This is a genomic window from Bradyrhizobium sp. UFLA01-814 (genome assembly GCF_046718885.1).
Lineage (GTDB): Bacteria > Pseudomonadota > Alphaproteobacteria > Rhizobiales > Xanthobacteraceae > Bradyrhizobium > Bradyrhizobium elkanii.
Window position 1 is genome coordinate 73,429 of record NZ_JAQOSR010000003.1, and the last position, 18,544, is coordinate 91,972.

Genomic DNA, 18,544 nt, shown 5'->3' on the forward strand with positions numbered 1-18,544 from the left:
CCCTACTCCGCAGCCTGCCGATGTTGCGGCGGACTCTCTGCCTCGATCATGCGATCAATCAGGCGGCGCGCCCACATCGCTCCTGCATCGATATTGAGGTTGTAGAAGATCCGATCGGGGTTTTCGTCGATCGCGCGCTGCTGCGCCTCGAGAATGAGCTCGTCCTCGCGGAAGATGCTGGAAACGCCTTCGCGGAGTTCGGTGGTCAGACGCTGTTCGCCCAACCGATAATTGCGCACGAATGCCCAGAAATAGTGGCAGCTCGTATCCGTCTCAGGTGTGATGGTGTTGAGAACAATCCCGTTGACGCCGGCCGAGCGATCGCCTTCGGGCGCGCCGGTGCCGGCCGGCGCGACACCGACGTCGATATTGATGGTGCACGGCGCCGCGAAACGAATGATTTGCCAGCGGTCCACCGGGCCCGCCTTTTGCAGTTGCTTCGCCCAGAATGGCGGCGGAGCAATCCCCTTCATCCAGCGTGTCACGGTGGCGGTCATCTCGCCATGAGTGACGTCGAACGGCGCTTCAGCGATGGCGGCATTGCCGATGCTGGCGCCGTGCACGAAGGTTTCGTGCGTCAGGTCCATAAGATTGTCTACGACCAAACGGTAGTCGCATTTGAGGTGAAGGGTCTTGCCGTCGCCAGCCCAAGCGGGATCGTCGTTCCAGTGCATGTCGGGCACCAGCGCTGGGTCAGCCAGCGCCGGATCGCCCATCCACAGCCAGATGAAGCGATGGCGCTCGACGACAGGATAGGCACGCACGCAGGCGGAAGGGTTGATCGTCTCTTGCGAGGGCATGAAGGTGCAGCGGCCCTGCGCGTTGAACTTCAGCCCATGATAGCCGCAGACGACAGTGTCGCCCTCAAGCCGACCTTTTGAGAGCGGCACCAGTCGATGCCAACAAGCATCCTCCAGCGCGGCCACCTCCCCGTTGCTGCGGCGGTACATCACGATGTGCTTGCCGCAAATCGTGCGCGGCAATAGCGCCTGTTTCACGTCGGCGTCCCAAGCGGCGGCGTACCAAGCATTCATCGGAAAACAGTGACCCATTCGCTCGCTCCTTCCTTACTCTCCGTGGATACTCACAGTATACATTGGCGAAAGTGTGCAGCGAGCATGAGGATAATGTGCCTTGAAATTGATAATTTTAGCGGTCATATTGATAGTTCGGATGAAGAAGCTGTATACATAGATCCGGAAGATGCAATCGAGCGTATTCAGGAAGCGGGAAGCTGGCCCACCCCTTTTGCGATCTTTGCTCTCGCGAAGACGCGCAAACCGCTCGTCGAGCCGCTAGCCGGTAAACAACGCCACCCGGGCGCTGGGTCCTTTGCGGGCCGGGGACTGGCTCGCAGTTCAGCTCGCCGACCGTCGTTTTGATCACGTAGAGCGTGGCGATCTGTTCGAGCGCTTCGATTGCGATCGGCGCATTTCCGAACGCACCGCGCGCTCCGCCTACCGGCCACCTCACCTGTGACTGTGACCTACTCTTTGCCTTCCGGTCACTTACGATTAGGCCTGCGGATTCTTATCTTTGAGGTTGAATCGCTTCACTTGCGTTACAGCCCGCGCGTACGGGTTTCGCGTCGCATCGAGCTCATCTCGCGCCAGATGTCATCGTCTGCGCGCCGCGGTCAGCGACCTTCCTGGCCCGCGTAAGGGCGCAGTATTGGGAGCGTCTTGGCTGGTAGCACCGTCCCTTTGCCGGGATCCGACGTCGACGTCTTGGCGCCGAGATCGGCCCAGGCTTTCAGATCATCCTGCGCGTAGACAACACGACCACCGATCTTTCGATACGTGGGCCCTGTGCCGTACGTGCGATGCTTCTCGAGCGTACGGCCGGAAAGGCCAAGATAACGCGCGGCCTCCGGTGTACGCAGGAAGCGCGGGGATAGGCCGCCCATCGTATTAGGCATTTGAAACCTCCAAGGTGACCAGCGCGCTGCGAAAGACGGCGCTAGCGTGCATGCGGTCATCATAGAGAAGCGCGCTCTCGGAGGGGGATAGCGAACATTGAGGAGGCAATTTTCGACATCCCTAAACAGGAAGGGCTATTTGTCTCGGCGCCGCCCACGCCAGAGGGGTCCAAACGGCATGCGAACTTGGAGGCGGCATCAACTGTCGATTTGGCGGAAGACGCTTCCGCGGCCTGGTGTTCGAATTACCAACGAGGATTTGTGAAATCGTGATACCGCGTTGCTGAACCGTGGGTCGGAGATTGCCGGAACCCCGCGCACCGTGTAAACGGTGCCCGCCACCGTTGCCGGCCGCGCCACGCGGCCCGGAAGGCGGCGGGGCCTGTAGCTCAATGGTTAGAGCCGGCCGCTCATAACGGTCTGGTTGCAGGTTCGAGTCCTGCCGGGCCCACCAGCAAGATCAGCGTCTTACCGAGCCTTCATTGCCCGCAGCGCGACGACCGCACCAGAAACCGCACCAGATACGTGCTCTTTTCGTTCGTGAACGTAGCGCGGCGGCGTCGGTCCATGTGCGGGCCGATCGGCTTCTATGCTGCTGCCGCCTGCTCCGATTGCGCGCCCATCCCATAGCAAAGAAAGCCGGCACCTCGGCCGAGGACTTCGGGTCCGACTTCGACTAGCGGCGCACCACCCGACGTAGCGCCCAGAGAGGCGCCCCATCGAGCACGCAGAAGCGACTGACGATCACTTGCTTCCCGTGCGGCAGCATCCCAGGGCCGCTCCGGGTCGTGGCCGATCGAGAGCCATCGAATAATTTTGCTTCCTGTGTGGATCACCCTTAAATAGTGCGATATGCTCTTTCTATTATTGCGATAGTTATTTTACGGAGCCTTTGTATGTCGCGAATCCTAAGGTCCGGCGCGTACAAATCCTTGGTCCTTCCTATGATGTTAAGTCTCGTCGGAAGCTCCCTTGCAGCTTCGGCTCAGAACGTCACCTCGCAAGAGCACGTCACCCTCTGCACAGCCATCGATCTCTGTTATTGCGTCAACACAGCGTACCGGCAGGCAATCGAAGCAAACATAGTTCGCGTACGTCGGTTGCTTCTCGATAACCGGTCGCAGGGGAAAGCGATTGGCTACCTCAGCGTTCCAATATCGGCGGCAGGTGGAGGTTACACCCTACAATGTCAACGTGGCGCACGACACAGCCGCGGACTTGCAGATTCGTCTCGGCGCCCGCGCGGCATGGATCCTGAATCCAGCGGCCGAAGGCAGCAAAGAAATGCAGGGCGCCAGCGGCGCTGACTACATGTACATGTGGACGACAATTTTAGAAGGCCCGAACGGCAACGGCGAGGACTTCGATTTTTTTGACTTCGCTGGACCATCCGATTTCGCAAAATCGTTCAAGCTACCAAACGTCGGAACGCTTGAAGCACTCGACAATTACTTCGATGCAAAAGTGAGGGACGATCCGGACTTCAAGAAGGCTGCCGACGCCGGAGATGTTACGAAAGCTGGATTCAGACGGTACTACGGTCTGCGCGCTGCAGTTTCCTTCAGCCTCGGCTCGCATGACGAATGGAATATTGCCCGAATACTTAATGATCGCCGACGCGGCGTTGCAGATCTCGGTATCCCTAACCAGATCGCGCTGTTCTTCGATGGGCAACCGGTTTTGCCCGGCGGCTATGACACGTCAATCAGTTCGGGGGACGTAGGACGCTACATCAAATAGGCGCAGGCCAACGGCCTATAAGGTTCGACCCAGCTCAACGACGGCAGAGAGGACTCATCATGACAAAGGGCGTTGTCGCAATTGCGTGTGCGCTATATCTGCTGTTTGCGAACGATGCACTCGCGTGGAATGCCAACGGCCACCAAATTGTAGGCGCCATCGCCGACGAAATGCTGCATGCGAATGCCAAACAGCAGGTTGCGGCGAATTTAGGCGTCGACCTACGAACGGCCGGCCCCTGGCTCGATTGCGTCAAGAGCGTACATCACTTCGCGGACGGCACATTCCACTATGTGGTCGAGCCTGCCTATGAGGAATCTTGCAAGCCCTTCGCTTCGGCGCATCCCGTCATGCAACAATATGTGAAGCGAAACTTTGTTCAGTGTAGCTATCTCACGAAAAGAACCGACGACGACAAGAAGGACTACCTAGAAGAAATGGGGTGCCATAACACCTATCACTTTGACGACGTCGCTATCCAACGCGATCACTTTGACCGAAATTTTCGAGGGACCAACGACCACGATATCGTTGCCGCCATCACCGCCGCGATAGACGTCTTGCTGGACAGACCGTCACCGCCGCCATTCAAGATTGCAGACAAACGCGAAGCACTGTTCATGTTGGCGCACTTGGTCGGCGATCTCCACCAACCGCTCCATGTTGGAGCCGTCTACCTGGACAAGAATGGCGGTCAGGTCGATCCCGACGCGACGTACGGGATCGATCCGGCTACCGACACGATCGGCGGCAACATAATCCAGGACAACGGAAAGAACTTTCATGGAGATTGGGACGCCCCGCCGACCGGTCTCAAGGTCGAGCAAGCCCTCGACCTGCTTCCGCAAGCCAAGGCAGTCCCCCCTGACAATAGCCGCATTGAAGAATGGCCCGTCGCCTGGGCTACCGATACAATCAAGGTCGCGCCGCAGGCCTTCGCGGGTGCGGTCTTCGCAAGACCCCCCGGCCAAGACGCGTGGTCAGTCACATTTCCCGATCATGCGGCTTACGTGCAAAGCCGAGACATCATCAAGCGTCAGCAACTAGCCAAAGCTGGCGCACGGCTGGCAAATCTGTTGAATCAGATCTGGCCATAGCGAAGCGAGACAGGGCTCCTTACAATTCAAGGATGTAGTCTGATCGGTCAAAGGCAATCGATGAGCTGTGAAAGCCTATGGGTCAGTTGTCTCCTCCGCATGGCTTCTCCAACTCGTGCCTCACGGAGTACCTTGGTGTCGGATGATCCCGAGCGCCTTTTCGGCAAACTCCTCTTCGTCAACCTGTATGCTGATCTTCCGGTGGGGGCTTGTCCGCGACGAGCATGCAAACCGTTCCTGCAACGCCGATGAATCAGGTGATCCGCCCGACTTGCGATGCAGTCGAGATAGTCGTCGTCCCGCGGAAGCGTATCGCCGCCTTAAGGGCGGTGATATCTGTCATAGGTTGCTCTATTGCGGGCTGCGGTGGTAGGAAGGCGCATGTTCCGCGCCCTGTTACTGATTGCGGTGCTATCGGCATCAGCCGCGAGCGCTCACGATCACCTAGAAGCCAGACTGTTCGTCATCCGGAGCCAGCTCGCGCAGGCTGGCCCATCGCCCGTTATTTTCGGAGGCGATAGCATCGTCGAATCTGCGCTGTTGCCAGCTGAAGTCTGCGGACATCGGGTGGTGAACGCAGGTATCGGAGGTGCCAAGACCTATGACTATGCGCTCGCGGTTCGACGCCTCGATTTCAAGGCTAAAGCTTTCGTTATCGGCATCGGCACCAATGACTCGATGCCGGCAAACGTTGCTGAATTCCCCGATCGCTATCGCTTCCTCTCGAAAGCTCTGAGCGCACGATCGGAACTCGTTCTATTTGCCGACATTCCTCCGCTTGAATCAGGCGTGAATGCAGAACAGTTCGATCCGAAATCGTCCGACGAGATAAGCACGATGATCAGAAGCTACGCTGGACGCCAATTTGTCGATATCCGATCGGCCCTCATTGCGATCAACAAGAAGACAGTCGATGGAGTACACCTCGCTCCGGAGGCGCAAGCTATTTGGCTCAATACCATCCTAACTCGGCTCAAGTCGGCCCTTGGATGCTAGCGAGCCGCTTGGGTTGCGGCGCAATATCGCTTCTAGATATTGTCTGCTGTGGGTCAGAATGATAGATGCAACACATGCACATTGACACAAAGCGTTTTCCGCGAGACCCGCGCATTCTTCCGTACTGGAGGGTTGTCCTGAAATCGACGTGGCTTTTCCTCAAGGCCGATCTCAGGCAATGGTTCAAGCGAACCTAGATTTCCTCGCAAAGACCCTACTGGGGCGCCCCACCTGCGTGCTTGCGCGAGGCGCCAAGCTCGGCTGGAAGGCTCGGATACTCAATGCGCGGCAAAGCAGCGAGCATATCAGAATAGGCCCGAATACCTTTGTGGCCGGCGAGCTGTTCGTTTTCGCCCACGGTGGCGACATCGAGATCGGTAGGGATTGCTTCATCGATGCGGGCACTCGGATATGGTCGGGCGGGTCAATCAAGATCGGCAACAATGTCGTGATTGGGCCTGACGTAAACGTCTTCGACAATCATACGCATCCGCTCCGCGCTGCGGCGCGCCACGCCCAGATCAGAAGCATCTTCACTATCGGGCATCCCAAGCAAATCGAGCTCGCTGAGCGACCTGTCGTAATAGGTGACGGTGCTCAGATCGGGGCCGGAGCGATCATTCTCCGCGGGGTCGAGATTGGAAGCAACGTCATCATTGAGCCCGGCAGCGTGGTCAGCAAAAGCGTTCTCGAATAGCCGCCAAATCTTATCGGCGGCTCACTCGCGCCAACGGCTACCTGCTCCAGCTTCTCGATGAGCGGCTTGTGATCCGCAGCGGGTTCGAACCCGCAGTAACGACACCATTCAATTGAGCTGCGCCTTATCAAGCGGCGCTTCAGAAGCTCCTTCGCCGCTTCCTGCGGCGATGTTCGCAAGTTCATCGTCGGTTACTTCGGATGCATTCTTGACGCCGATCTGGTTGGAGTGCTCGACATCAGCTGGCCGGGCATGGACATAAGGCGCAGCCGCCTTAGCGGCCTCGAACAGATCCGCCCGCGGAATATCCTCGCAACGCACGATCGCAAGCATGAAATCGAGCGGGCTGGTCCCGCTGGCTAGCACTTTCTCGCGCGCCGCCTTATTTAGCTGTGTCGCCGCGCCCGGCTTTCGGCCCGCACGCTTCCGTGCTCTGCCACGTTCCATGTTTGAGAACTTTGAATGTTTGGTTTCAATTCAGCCGAGAAGAATGTATCTCGACATGATACAAAACCCTTGCAACCCGTATCACGACATGATACATATTAGCTCATGATCAAGAGCTTCAAGGACGAGCTGACCGAAGCGGCCTTCAACGGTAAAGCCAAGAAAGGCTTTCCGGCTGATCTGCTCAAGGTAGTTCGCCGTAAGCTCCAGTACCTGAACGCGGCCGTGAATCTTGACGACCTGTTGGCCCCTCCCGGCAATCGGCTCGAAGCCCTGAAGGGCGACCGTAGGGGCCAACATTCCATCCGCGTGAACGATCAGTTCCGCATCTGCTTTACGTGGACTGAGGAAGGTCCAAAGGAGGTCGAGTTCGTCGACTACCACTAGCCGGAAGATGTCCGCTGGCCAATTGGCTGGTAGGTCCAAGACCAAGGAGGGTCCCACATGGCAAAGAAACTACCCCCGATGCACCCGGGTGAGGTGCTCCGAGAGGAATTTCTTATTCCCCTCGATATTTCAGCCGGTGCGCTCGCGAAGGCCTGCGGCGTGCCGCGCACCAGGATCGAGCGCATCGCGAGCGAGGAGACCTCGATTACCGCGGACACTGCGCTTCGCCTGTCCAAGGCTCTCAAGACTTCTGCCCAGCTCTGGCTGAACCTGCAGAATGCCTATGACGTGGAAATGGCTGAACAGGAACTCGGCGACGATCTCGACAAGATCAAACCGATCGACGTGAAAGCGGCCTGAAACACCCGCCGGCAATTGGACACAAGCCACCCGGCGGGTGAAAGCTGCGAGACCGACCGCAACAATCAGATTCTGATTTGCGCGCGCTTGAGAGTTGCTTAAAGAACTCTCTTCCAACTGCATGGGCATGCATAGTTCCGCAGAGCGATGACCTTCACATCTTGGCCGTTTGCAATCTTCGTTGGCGTGGTCTTCGCCATCTATTACCTGCCCTTCCTGAGGCGAGCACAAGTCTACGTCCTCATCGCCGCAAGCATCTTCTTCTATGGATATGGGCAGCCGGAATTGCTGCCCTTGCTTGTGGTTGCCGTCGTCGGAACCTGGCTGTTTCTGGTGTTGTCCTTTAAACACCGCGGATGGGCGGCCGCCGGGATCATCTTCAATCTCGGTCTCCTCGCCTTCTTTAAATACAAGTTCCTGTTCGTTGCGCTGCCAATCGCGACAGGCCACGCTCTCGGCGACTTCCTTCTCAATCTTCCACTGCCGATCGGCATTTCGTTCTTCGTCTTCCACAACATCAGCCTCTTGGTTGACCTGCCGAAGCTCGGGCGACCGGCAACAGTGTGGGAGATATTCCTTTATGTGATCTTTTTCCCGCAGCTGGTCTCTGGCCCAATCACGCAAGCCCGGAACTTCTTCCCGCAGATCGAGCCCAAGGAGCTATCGAAGGTTCCATTCGCCGAGGCCACTCGCTGGCTCGTACTCGGATATTTCTTCAAGCTCTACTGCGCCAACAATCTAAACGAGATGACGTCCTATATGGCTCACCCTCTCTTCGAGACGGTGAAGATGGGCGATAAATGGCTCCTGCTCTTCCTGTATAGCTTCCAGATTTATGCCGACTTCTTCGGCTATTCCTCGATTGCGCTCGGGCTTGCATTGCTATTCGGGTATCGCTTGCCTGAGAATTTCAACAGGCCGTACATCTCGCGGTCGATCGCCGAATTTTGGCGCCGCTGGCACATCTCGCTTTCAAGCTGGCTCCGCAACTACCTCTACATCCCACTGGGCGGCAGCCTGCACGGGCCGGCGCGCACCTACTTCAACCTGATCGCGGTTATGGGCCTGGGCGGCTTGTGGCATGGAGCAGCCTTGAGTTACCTGGTTTGGGGCTTGATGCACGGCGTCCTGTTGGCGATCGAACGCCCGTTCGTCGATAGGTTGGACGGACTGAAGTCGCCAGCTATCCAGGTATTCCGGGCCGCGGTGGTCTTCCTCGCCGTCTCAATGCTCTGGATATTCTTCAAGCTGCCCGACTTCAGCCACGCAGCTAGCTACTTCGCAGGGCTCTTCTCAGCGAGCGATATAGAGCATCCGCCGAAGATCTACCGGAGCCTGGCGCTCGCCTATTCGCTTCCGGTCATTCTTCAGCACTTCATTTTGCCGCGGCAACCGCAACGCGCCTGGGTTCGCGCCATTGAGCCGTTTGTGTATGGCGCGCTGGCTGCCCTCGCCTACGCGGAGGCCGGCCCAGAGTCGGCCTTCATCTACTTCCAGTTCTAGGATGCGAATAATGGTCTGGATGCTGAAATTCGCAATCACGGCGATCGCTGCGATAGGGATTCTGAAACTCGCCGGCGGCCATGAAATTCCTCCGCTCACTACGACAACTGACGGCCTCAACCATGCGATAGCCGCCCGATATCTGAACCATCCCTCTCATCAGGCAGTCATCGTAGGGACCTCGCTTTCAGGCAGGATGTTGGATGACTATTTCGCGCCCGCGAACATCGAGAACCTAGCGCTCTCCGGCGAGTCGGCTGTGACTGGGTTAAAGCTCGTAGCTGAAGCGGCGCCGGCGCCAAAGCTCGTCCTGATCGAGGCCAACATTTTGGGGCGCCCCGTCAATCAAGACCTAATCGATAGGGCAACTCAGACATCCGTGCTTCGGCCGATACGTACCGCTGCCCAGTATTACGAAAATCGTAGGCACCCGAAGAGCAAAGAGGACGTTCGAGCAGAAGTTGATCGTTTGATCGCGAGTTCTCCGTCCAACGCGCCGGATGTCGAGCTCGCCAAGCAGCTTTTCGTAGAAGCGCAAGCCGCTCCACAGCAGGAAGCGGCCCAGAATACGATCGCTGAGATCCGGAAGTTCAAGGCCATTTTGGTGTCGAAGGGAGCGACCGTCCTGCTCTTTCATATGCCAAGGTCGCCAGATTATGAAGGCACTCCCCTTGCCGCCAAAAGCACCAAGCTAGCCTCAGACGCATTTCCAAGCGCGTCGGACTGGCTGGATATCGCTGTCGATCGATCTGAGCTGCGCTGGACCGATGGCATGCACTTGGACCCTAGATCGGCTGCGTTGGTTGCTCGCCTCATCGGGCATTCGGCCGATAAATTTATGGCTTCCAAGACCGGCTCATAGCAGCGGCGGTGCGCCAAGCGTGACGGTAGGATACGTTGCCGTTGCGGGCCTCGATACGCTTGGCCGCCTCTTCGAGCGCCTGTCGCACGATCTCATCCCGATCTATCAAGCTTCGCGGCACCGGAACAATCGCTGGCATCGGCTCGATCTTTACCGGCCTTATGCGGCCCTCGCATTGCTCTCGCGCGCGGATGCCCATTCCCGTGAGTAAGGCACTCCAGCTTTCCATGCTTGCGACCGCGAACGGTGGTGATCGAGCGTTGTTGCAGCAAAGAACTTCCTGAGCCGGATACTTGCCCAGTGTGAAGCCCATGGCGACGACATATCGCCGCTCTGGGTTTATGGTGCGCTCGGAGGGCGTTCGCATTTGCTGCGGCCGCAGTAGCTTATCTGGATGACGAATGAGTAAGGGGCATTTCCTGCTCAAAGACCCTTAATCAGTGCCCGCGGCGAGAGGCTGCGGCACGTGGCCTGTGCCGGGCCGAACGCGAAAGTCGTAGGTCATCCTATACCAGGGGCCGGATGCTTTCCTTCCGTCCGGCATGACCGCACCATCATTCCGCTCGGCCTTGCAGACCAACTCTTCCTTGACCCCAAACACGACGTCCGAATCCAGGTAGTCATCGCCTTCGAGAAAAACGTGCGTCACCAGGGGCTCGAAGCCCTCTGCGTTCACCAGGAAATGGACGTGGGCGGGCCGCATGGCGTGGCGGCTTGACGCGCGAATCAGCTCGCCGACCGGCCCATCGGTCGGAATCGGATAGCTGCATGGCAGGATGGTACGGAACGCAAGCCGGCCGCCTGCATCGGTTCGGAAACGCGCCCGCAACGAACCGTTCCCCGTGGCATGCGACGGCTTCTGCGTGTCGTAAAATCCCTCATCGTCTGCATGCCAGATATCGGCGATCGCGTTCGCGACCGGCGCTCCATCGGGAGCGGTCACGCGCGCACACACAAACATCGGCTTACCGCTTAGTCCGGTAGATATGTCGCTACCATTCGGTACTTCCTTGTGCTCGCCGACATAGAATGGTCCAAGGACCGTGGTTCCGGTGGCCCCCTCCCTTTCCCTGTGATTGATGGCATCGACCAGCATCGACACCCCGAGCACGTCTGACAGCAGAATGAACTCCTGACGAGTCGGGGTGCATTTCTGACCAGTCCGCGTCAGGAAGTCGATTGCCGAGCTCCACTCCTCGAACGTCAGGTCGGTCCTTCGTACGAAATCGTGAAGCGTGATCACGAGCTCGACCATTAAGAACCTTTGCCTCTCGTTCGGTGTCTGCGAAAAGCTCTCGACGACCCGCTTGGTCAGGAGGCGATCATCAAACTGAGGCATGGAGGGAGTCCCGGAGAGGTTCATTGCAATATCGCCAGACGGATTTCCCGTCTCACGCTTTGGATCGCGAGCAGCAAGCCCCGGGACGGCGAACCGTCCCGGGGCGCAGGCGTCAGTTGAGGGCAGCCGCTGCCGGCTTCTTGTCGACTTCGCCGCCGATGTAGCCGTCATGCACGTCCTGGGCCTTGGCGTAATCGGGCTGGAACCGGACGCTGGCGTAGTGCGAAGCCTTTTCCGCCTCCTGTGCGCGCTTGCCCAGTTCCGCGGTGTCGCCGAAGCCGAGCACCTGGCGCGCCAGCTCGGTGAGCGGGCCATCAACCTGATACTCGGTGCGCTGCATCGTCAGCAGGTTGATGAGGTACAACGGCGTCCCGTTGAACTTCTCGAACATCTCGTGCCGGCTGCCCCACTCGGTGAGGAAGCGCTCGCTGATCTGACGGAAGATCTTGATCCGGTCGTGAGCGCTGATTTCGGCGCCGCGCAGCGCTTCCGCCAGCTTCGGTCCGATATAGGGATCGTCCAGCTCGCGCTTTGAGGGTTGAATGACCACGCCGCGGCCGCAGAAATCGATCAGCGTGTTGACCATCTTGTGCTGGTGCTCGAGATAGTAGGCACGGCCGAAGTCGATGTAGATATTGTTGGGCTTGTAGAGCCCGCCGGGCGTCGCAAAGCCAGTTTCCTCGGCGGCGATCATGAAGGCGCGGCAGGTCTCGCGGAAGCGGATCAATTCCGCAAGCTGTGCCTGGACGACTGGATTCGACGTTGTTCCCAACGATTGCGTGAGCAGCAGCGCAAGCCCGACCATCAGCTCGGCGTGGACGCAATGGCGAATCTGGGTCTCCAGATGCACCCAGTCGAATTGCCGCTGCGGATACCACTTAGCATGATCGGGATTACCGATATGCTGCACCTGATTCCACGGGATCAGCACGTCGTCGAAATACACCATCGCGTCGAGCTCGTCGCCGATGGTAGCCAGCGGCCGGTCATAGGGATCGGCGTCGGGCTCGGCATTCGACTTTCGCGCGACCACCGAGACGCCCTTGGTTGCGATCGGCACCAGGGCGTAGACGGTCTGCTCGGGCGTCTGTCCGGGACGCCAGAGATTGCCGATCAGAAGATGGTTCACGAACGGCACCGACGTACCGATCGCTTTCCAGCCGCGTACGAGAATGCCATCGTCCCGTTCCTCGACTATCTTCAGCATCGGGGTCTCGGCCATCGCGTTGTCGCGTCCGCGATCGAACTGCACGTCGAGGAACATCGGGGAGATCGCGAGGTCCTTCGACGTCACCTCTTCCCACTGGTGCTGGATGTTCTTGGAGAGATCGCGCTTGCCGTTCTTGAAGCGCGAGTTCTCCGCCCATGGCTTCTGGTCGTCGACCTGGGTGAACATGACGACGTTCATGCCGGCCGGCGGCCGCGTGAAGATTCCGCCCTTGAAATGCCGGCAAAGGAAGTCGCAATATTTCCGGCGCCGCACCACGTCTTCCTTGGATCGCGGCAAAAACCAGTGCATCGACTGGCGCTTGCCATTGGCATCGACGAAGGTCGCGATGTCCTGATTCTTCGGATCGAGATGAAGGTCGTAGTACTCGGCGACCGCGTGCGCGTAGCCCTTTGTTGCCGGATGAGTCGTGACGTCTTCGATCAACTCGCCCCCGACGTAGACCTTTCGACCATCACGCAGGGACTCAAGATACTCTTTGCCGGACCTCATGCTCTAATCTCCAGTTTTAGGGGGTGAGTTGCCTCTGGAACGTGGCTGCATCCCAGTAGTCTCTGCTGCAAAGGATCAGGCCCTCCTTGGTACGAAGGACGAGAACGCCTTGGAGCGACACTTTCTGACCGCACGGCTGGATTGGGCCCATCTGCCCACTCAGGGTTGCGGTCATGAGATAGGTGATCGCGACCAATCCGGTCGGATCGACGATCTGGGCTTGCGCGGACCAATGCGCATCAGGAAACCAGCCGAAGAATTTGCTCAGCCCGTTTGCGATCTCGACGGGACCGCGCTTGGGCTTGCCCTGCGCGATGTCCTCGTGGGTCGCATCGGACGCGTACAGCTTGGCAACTGCATCCGGGTTGTGATTGTTGTAGGCTTGGTAGAGAAGCTCGGGCAGCCCGATCAGCGTCATCGTCATGCCCTTTCGACAGTAGCAAAGTCGTCGATCCCGACGCCGCGCAGATATTTTCCTTCGCCGTAGAGCAGCGGCCGACGCGACATTGGCGCGAGGATCGACTCGATGATGGCGATGACGACGTTGTGGCTCCCGACCGGGCGGACTTCCGCGACCTTGCAATCGAAGCTGACGGTGGAATCGCGCAGGATCGGCATCACGACCCGACTGGGGAGCAATGCGGCCGGGACGACGTGATCGTCGACATACTTGTCCGAGCCGGCGGCGGAGCAGAGCTGAGATACGTGAAGCTGCGCCTGACTCAGCAGGTTCACGGCGAAGCGACCGTCGCGCAAAATGTCAGACGCCGTCACCGTGCGGCTGTTGACGCAGACCAGAAGGGTCGGCGGATCCATGCAGACCGGAGTGAATGCACTCACGGTCATCCCCCACGGCCGTCCCGCATGGCGCGTGGCGATGACGGTGACGCCGCCGACCATGCGCCGCATCGCTGTTCTGAACACGTCGGCGTCGGAGCCGCCTTCCAGCTCCCACGAAGCCTGTCCGGCTTCGTTGCTATGTTCGTTGCGCAGCGCACATCGTCCTTCACGCTCGGCCATGTATCCTCCCGTCGTCGGGCATCCCGCACCTGCGTCACGCTTGCGACTTGCTCGCTCTTGTTTGCGTGCCGCGACCAATTGCGGCGCGTTGCCTCGACCATCGAACGGTAGGCGCAGGGCAGCGGGAACGTCCAATCGATATTTGAGATTCGAACTATTGGCCGCGTCGATGCGGCCTGCTGCTGCAGCGCGCCCTCTGGCGAAGTGCCGCGTCTTGCGCAACATTGTCGCCTATGACTGTTGATGGTATTGACTTGCTGAGACCGAGTTCTGTTGCATTGCAGAATCCTGGCTTGCTCAATCGCTGATCGATCGCTGACTCCGCAAGAGAGCACGATTTGAGTGGCACGATTTGCTCCATTAATGGGAGCCTGTTTTGAACCTTCGGAACGTTGATCTGAACCTGCTGGTTGTGCTCGATGCGCTGCTGAACGAACGCAACGTCAGCCGCGCCGGCGAGCGTATCGGCCTGAGCCAGTCCGCGGTGAGCGCTGCACTGGCCCGCCTGCGGGACATGTTTCACGACCCGCTGCTGGTTCGCGTCGGCCGAGATCTCGCACTGACGCGCAACGCTGAGGAATTGATCATCCCGCTTCGCGAGACGCTCGACCACATCGAAACGAGACTTCTGCAAAAGCGAGGCTTCGATCCGAGCGCGGATGTACGGACGTTTTCCATCAGTGCGTCCGATTATGCGGCGCTGGTTCTTCTCGCCCCGTTTGTCCGCGCGGTCGCGGCCGAAGCGCCGAATGTAACGGTTCACCTGCTGCCTCGATCGCGAGATCCCGCCCGACTCCTTCAGGCGAATCAGGCCGACCTTGTCATCGAGCCGAGCGAGCTGTTCGGCGACAGTGAGTATCCGTCTTCCCCGCTGATGAGCGATCGCTGGCTTTGCGCATTGGACGCCAACAATCTGGCGGTGCGGCATGGCAAGATCACGCAGGAGCAATTTTTGCGGCTGCCGCATCTAGTCTACGGCATCGGACGCGATCGGCAGCTCAACCTGGCGGACCAGTATTTGGCGCAGATCGGCATCCAGCGGCAGATCGACGTGACGGTTGAAAGCTTTCTGCTGGCGCCCTTTCTGATTCAGGGCACCCACCTCGTCAGTCATGTCCTCGAACGCGCCGCCAAGCGCCTGATTCCGACGAGCAACATCCAGCTGGTGGAATCACCCTTTGACGTGCCCGATATCCACGAGGCGATGTACTGGCATCCGCGCCACACCACCGATCCCGGACATCGGTGGCTGCGCGAGCGCCTCAAGGCAATCGCCAAGGACCTGGATTCGACCAAATAGCGGGACGGGGATACCCGGCGAGCTTCAAGGACTCGGCTACGATCCGGCGACCGGCTATGTTGCTACTGATTTGCTACAGGATCGCAGCAACAATCATCGCGGGCCAGTAAATCAATGATCCAACGGCTGCTTCTGGTAGCGGCGGAGCGCTACCGGGCTTTCCCCACACCCAGAGAGCCTACGGTACCTGCAATCTTCCGCGTGAAGCCACCCCTCGGCCCATTGCTAACCAGGCTAAGCTGATGAGGGGTGCACAAACGCCAAGAGCGCAATTTGCGCCAACAGTGTCGTATTGTGTCGAAGACAAGGACCCCTTGGGCCACTGCTTCCCCCAACCGCAACCTGACAAAGCCGCTGATTAAGAGTCAGCTACCGGTTGAGAACAATCAATGACTTACCGGTCGCACCAGCGGATTCATCGGGCAGAAAGTGGGCATTCGTCGCACGATCATAATGCTTCGTTTGCACCGCCTGTTAGTGCCTCAGCCAAGGGTGGAGGCTGCCCGGCTGGATAGCTAGTTTGGGAGCTGCGCCTTACTTGAGATAATCTGTCGGAGGTTCGAGTCAGTGGTGGCACAAACCCGCCGAACTCAAAGGCCCGGCATCGCCGCCGAGCCTTTATCGTTGAGCTCTGAATATTCGGAGTTAGAAGTCCATACCGCCCATGCCACCCATCCCGCCCGCACTCGGAGGCATGCCGCCGCCACCCGCGTTCTTCTTTGGCACTTCGGCCACCATGGCTTCGGTGGTGATCAGAAGAGCCGCCACCGAGGACGCGTTCTGGATCGCCACCCGAACCACCTTGGTGGGATCGATGATGCCCTTCGAGATCAGGTTGCCGTACTCGCCGGTCTGCGAGTCGAAGCCGTAGGAGTATTGGTCCTTTTCGAGGATCTTGCCGATGATAACGGAACCGTCCTCACCGGCGTTAATCGCGATCTGGCGGGCCGGGTAGGACAACGCCTTGCGTACAATCTCGACGCCGGTCCTCTGGTCGTCGTTTTTGGTGCGAATGCCCTTGAGGTGCTCGGAGGCGCGCAGCAGCGCGACACCGCCGCCTGGTACGATACCTTCCTCGACCGCCGCACGGGTCGCATGCATCGCGTCATCCACGCGATCTTTGCGCTCCCTCACCTCGACTTCGGTCGCGCCGCCGACGCGGATCACCGCGACGCCGCCCGCGAGCTTGGCGAGTCGCTCCTGCAGCTTCTCACGGTCGTAGTCCGAGGTGGTCTCCTCGATCTGCGCCTTGATCTGGGCGACGCGGGCGTCGATGTCGGATTTCTTACCGGCGCCGCTGACGAGCGTGGTGTTCTCCTTGTCGATCATGACCTTTTTGGCGCGACCGAGCATCTGGAGCGTGACGTTCTCGAGCTTGATGCCGAGGTCTTCCGAGATCGCCTGGCCGCCGGTCAGGATCGCGATGTCCTGGAGCATGGCCTTACGGCGATCGCCGAAGCCCGGAGCCTTGACGGCCGCGACCTTCAGGCCACCGCGCAGACGGTTCACCACAAGCGTGGCCAAAGCCTCGCCTTCGACGTCTTCGGCGATAATAACCAGCGACTTGCCGCTCTGCACCACGGCTTCCAACAAGGGAAGCAATTCATTCAACTGAGATAACTTCTTCTCGTTGATCAGGACGTAGGCATCTTCCATTTCAACGCGCATCTTCTCGGCGTTCGTGACGAAGTAGGGCGAGATGTAGCCGCGATCGAACTGCATACCTTCGACGACTTCGAGTTCGGTCTCCAGCGACTTGGCTTCCTCAACCGTGATGACGCCCTCGTTGCCGACCTTCTTCATGGCGTCGGAGATGAATTTGCCGATCTCGGCATCGCCGTTGGCGGAGATGGTGCCGACCTGGGCGATTTCCTCGTTTGAAGTGACTTTCTTGGAGTTCTTGACGAGGTCGGCGACCACGGCTTCCACTGCGAGATCGATACCGCGTTTCAGATCCATCGGGTTCATGCCGGCGGCAACCGACTTGGCGCCTTCGCGGACGATCGCAGCCGCGAGCACGGTCGCGGTGGTGGTGCCGTCGCCGGCCGCGTCCGCCGATTTGGAGGCGACTTCGCGCACCATCTGCGCGCCCATGTTCTCGAACTTGTCGTCGAGCTCGATCTCCTTGGCGACCGTGACGCCGTCCTTGGTGATGCGGGGAGCGCCGAACGACTTGTCGAGCACGACGTTGCGGCCCTTGGGACCGAGCGTCACCTTCACCGCATTGTGGAGGATGTCGACACCGCGGAGCATGCGGTCGCGTGCATCGACGCCGAATTTGACTTCTTTGGCTGACATAATGATCTCCTTTTCAACTGGTCAGATCGTGACGCCGCGCGACTGGACAGGCTCCTGTGGGATGAGATTTGAATGGCCGGCCTCCTCCTTCGAGGTGCCGGTTGCCTCGGGCCTTACTTAGGATGAGGAAACGGGCTAAAGCGCTTAAGCGGCCTTCTTGGTGGTGGGGATGCGCGTGGGTGAGCGACGAGAACGCCCAAATAGGCCAACGCTTCAGTTCCCCTCTGGAACCCCGAGTTCGCGAAGCACCTCGACTCCCTCCGTTTCATCGACACGGACCGTCTTCGCAAACGTCAACAGGTCACGTGAAAGAGCCCGATCCTCCTTGCGCGCGAACGGTTGTACATCCGGATTGCCTCGGGTGTGGGCTTCAACAGGACCTTGCAGCCCTTCCGTTCGAAATAGGCCTCAGCTTCCGGTGACAGGTGCACGTTGCCATACTGGCCTGAGCCAATGACGATCTGGTTGCATCCCTTCTCGAAAAGGAATCTTGCCTCGTCTTCTGAAAGCACGTGCGAACTACCATAGAGCTTCTTTGACAGCTTCTTTTTCCGCTTCACAACTTCGCCGGAAAGGCGAACGACCACGTCGTGCTCATAGGTTTTTCCGTCGATCGTAATCGTGCCAAATGTGGTGCTGTCAATATTCATCGGGACCTCCTCCCAACTCTCGCTTCAACACGCAGCAGTGAGGCGCTTCGACGCCGGTGCCAGTAGCGTCCAGGAAAGCCTTCCAAACGCTCGGGTTCGGTCATAGAATTCGTCGTGTGGATCACTGGGTAATTCCCAGCTTCTGGCCAACAGCGTGACGGAGAGTTGCGCGACGGTGTCCGGCCGGACCCGCCTGTGGGCACGAGCGCC

The 18,544-nt window shown here is 59.0% G+C and carries 18 protein-coding genes and 1 tRNA gene; 10 read left to right on the forward strand and 9 right to left on the reverse strand.

The window, feature by feature from the left end; genetic code table 11:
- Positions 1-2: 2 nt before the first annotated feature.
- Both PMN64_RS01700 and PMN64_RS01705 read right to left on the reverse strand, forming a co-directional pair.
- The gene (locus tag PMN64_RS01700; RefSeq protein WP_411779411.1) at positions 3-1,052 is read right to left on the reverse strand and encodes a Rieske 2Fe-2S domain-containing protein; all 1,050 of its coding nucleotides are present in this window, start codon (positions 1,050-1,052) and stop codon (positions 3-5) included.
- 584 nt (positions 1,053-1,636) lie between these two features.
- A complete protein-coding gene (locus PMN64_RS01705; RefSeq protein WP_411779412.1) occupies positions 1,637-1,918 on the reverse strand; it encodes a helix-turn-helix transcriptional regulator in 282 nt (93 codons plus the stop codon).
- Positions 1,919-2,296: 378 nt separating this feature from the next.
- Here PMN64_RS01705 and PMN64_RS01710 point away from each other — a divergent pair.
- The 5 genes from PMN64_RS01710 (at position 2,297) to PMN64_RS01730 (ending at position 6,448) form a co-directional block, all read left to right on the forward strand.
- Positions 2,297-2,372: transfer RNA gene (locus PMN64_RS01710), tRNA-Ile, on the forward strand.
- A 680-nt stretch (positions 2,373-3,052) separates the two neighbouring features.
- Positions 3,053-3,658, forward strand: a complete 606-nt coding sequence (locus PMN64_RS01715) for a hypothetical protein (RefSeq protein WP_411779413.1) — start codon at positions 3,053-3,055, stop codon at positions 3,656-3,658.
- Between the two features lie 59 nt (positions 3,659-3,717).
- Positions 3,718-4,755: a S1/P1 nuclease gene (locus PMN64_RS01720; RefSeq protein WP_411779414.1), complete on the forward strand. Its 1,038-nt coding sequence runs from the start codon at positions 3,718-3,720 to the stop codon at positions 4,753-4,755.
- Between the two features lie 381 nt (positions 4,756-5,136).
- Complete coding sequence (locus tag PMN64_RS01725) at positions 5,137-5,751, forward strand: SGNH/GDSL hydrolase family protein (RefSeq protein WP_411779415.1); 615 nt, start codon at positions 5,137-5,139, stop codon at positions 5,749-5,751.
- 178 nt (positions 5,752-5,929) lie between these two features.
- Positions 5,930-6,448, forward strand: coding sequence for an acyltransferase (locus PMN64_RS01730; protein WP_411779416.1), 519 nt, complete (start codon positions 5,930-5,932; stop codon positions 6,446-6,448).
- Positions 6,449-6,556: 108 nt separating this feature from the next.
- Here the strand turns inward: PMN64_RS01730 and PMN64_RS01735 are convergent, their stop codons facing one another.
- Complete coding sequence (locus tag PMN64_RS01735; RefSeq protein ID WP_411779417.1) at positions 6,557-6,895, reverse strand: hypothetical protein; 339 nt, start codon at positions 6,893-6,895, stop codon at positions 6,557-6,559.
- A gap of 105 nt (positions 6,896-7,000) precedes the next feature.
- On the opposite strand from PMN64_RS01735, the gene PMN64_RS01740 reads away from it, so the two are divergent.
- The 4 genes from PMN64_RS01740 to PMN64_RS01755 all read left to right on the forward strand — a co-directional run bounded on the left by PMN64_RS01740 (position 7,001) and on the right by PMN64_RS01755 (position 10,007).
- On the forward strand, positions 7,001-7,282 hold the full coding sequence (locus PMN64_RS01740; RefSeq protein WP_411779418.1) for a type II toxin-antitoxin system RelE/ParE family toxin: 282 nt from the start codon (positions 7,001-7,003) through the stop codon (positions 7,280-7,282).
- A gap of 57 nt (positions 7,283-7,339) precedes the next feature.
- Positions 7,340-7,642 (forward strand): HigA family addiction module antitoxin, encoded by a 303-nt coding sequence (locus PMN64_RS01745; protein WP_411779419.1) that lies wholly within the window; start codon positions 7,340-7,342, stop codon positions 7,640-7,642.
- Positions 7,643-7,789: 147 nt separating this feature from the next.
- A complete protein-coding gene (locus PMN64_RS01750; protein WP_411779420.1) occupies positions 7,790-9,145 on the forward strand; it encodes an MBOAT family O-acyltransferase in 1,356 nt (451 codons plus the stop codon).
- 10 nt (positions 9,146-9,155) lie between these two features.
- Positions 9,156-10,007 (forward strand): hypothetical protein, encoded by an 852-nt coding sequence (locus PMN64_RS01755; protein ID WP_411779421.1) that lies wholly within the window; start codon positions 9,156-9,158, stop codon positions 10,005-10,007.
- Positions 10,008-10,440: 433 nt separating this feature from the next.
- Here PMN64_RS01755 and PMN64_RS01760 read toward each other — a convergent pair whose 3' ends face one another.
- The 4 genes from PMN64_RS01760 to PMN64_RS01775 form a co-directional block, all read right to left on the reverse strand.
- Positions 10,441-11,346, reverse strand: a complete 906-nt coding sequence (locus PMN64_RS01760) for a dioxygenase (protein WP_411779422.1) — start codon at positions 11,344-11,346, stop codon at positions 10,441-10,443.
- A 112-nt stretch (positions 11,347-11,458) separates the two neighbouring features.
- Complete coding sequence (locus tag PMN64_RS01765) at positions 11,459-13,066, reverse strand: 4-hydroxyphenylacetate 3-hydroxylase family protein (RefSeq protein ID WP_411779423.1); 1,608 nt, start codon at positions 13,064-13,066, stop codon at positions 11,459-11,461.
- A gap of 16 nt (positions 13,067-13,082) precedes the next feature.
- Positions 13,083-13,490: an ester cyclase gene (locus PMN64_RS01770; protein WP_411779425.1), complete on the reverse strand. Its 408-nt coding sequence runs from the start codon at positions 13,488-13,490 to the stop codon at positions 13,083-13,085.
- A complete protein-coding gene (locus PMN64_RS01775) occupies positions 13,487-14,311 on the reverse strand; it encodes a flavin reductase family protein (protein WP_411779426.1) in 825 nt (274 codons plus the stop codon). The genes PMN64_RS01770 and PMN64_RS01775 overlap by 4 nt, the downstream gene beginning before the upstream one ends.
- Before the next feature lie 151 nt (positions 14,312-14,462).
- Between PMN64_RS01775 and PMN64_RS01780 the strand changes: the two genes are divergently transcribed.
- Positions 14,463-15,386: a LysR family transcriptional regulator gene (locus tag PMN64_RS01780; protein WP_411779427.1), complete on the forward strand. Its 924-nt coding sequence runs from the start codon at positions 14,463-14,465 to the stop codon at positions 15,384-15,386.
- Positions 15,387-16,031: 645 nt separating this feature from the next.
- On the opposite strand, the gene groL is transcribed toward PMN64_RS01780, so the two are convergent.
- Positions 16,032-17,684, reverse strand: coding sequence for a chaperonin GroEL (gene groL / locus PMN64_RS01785; RefSeq protein WP_411779428.1), 1,653 nt, complete (start codon positions 17,682-17,684; stop codon positions 16,032-16,034).
- A 293-nt stretch (positions 17,685-17,977) separates the two neighbouring features.
- Positions 17,978-18,334 carry an Mth938-like domain-containing protein gene (locus PMN64_RS01790; RefSeq protein ID WP_411779429.1) on the reverse strand — a complete coding sequence of 119 codons (357 nt, stop codon included), beginning with the start codon at positions 18,332-18,334 and terminating at the stop codon, positions 17,978-17,980.
- Positions 18,335-18,544: the final 210 nt, after the last annotated feature.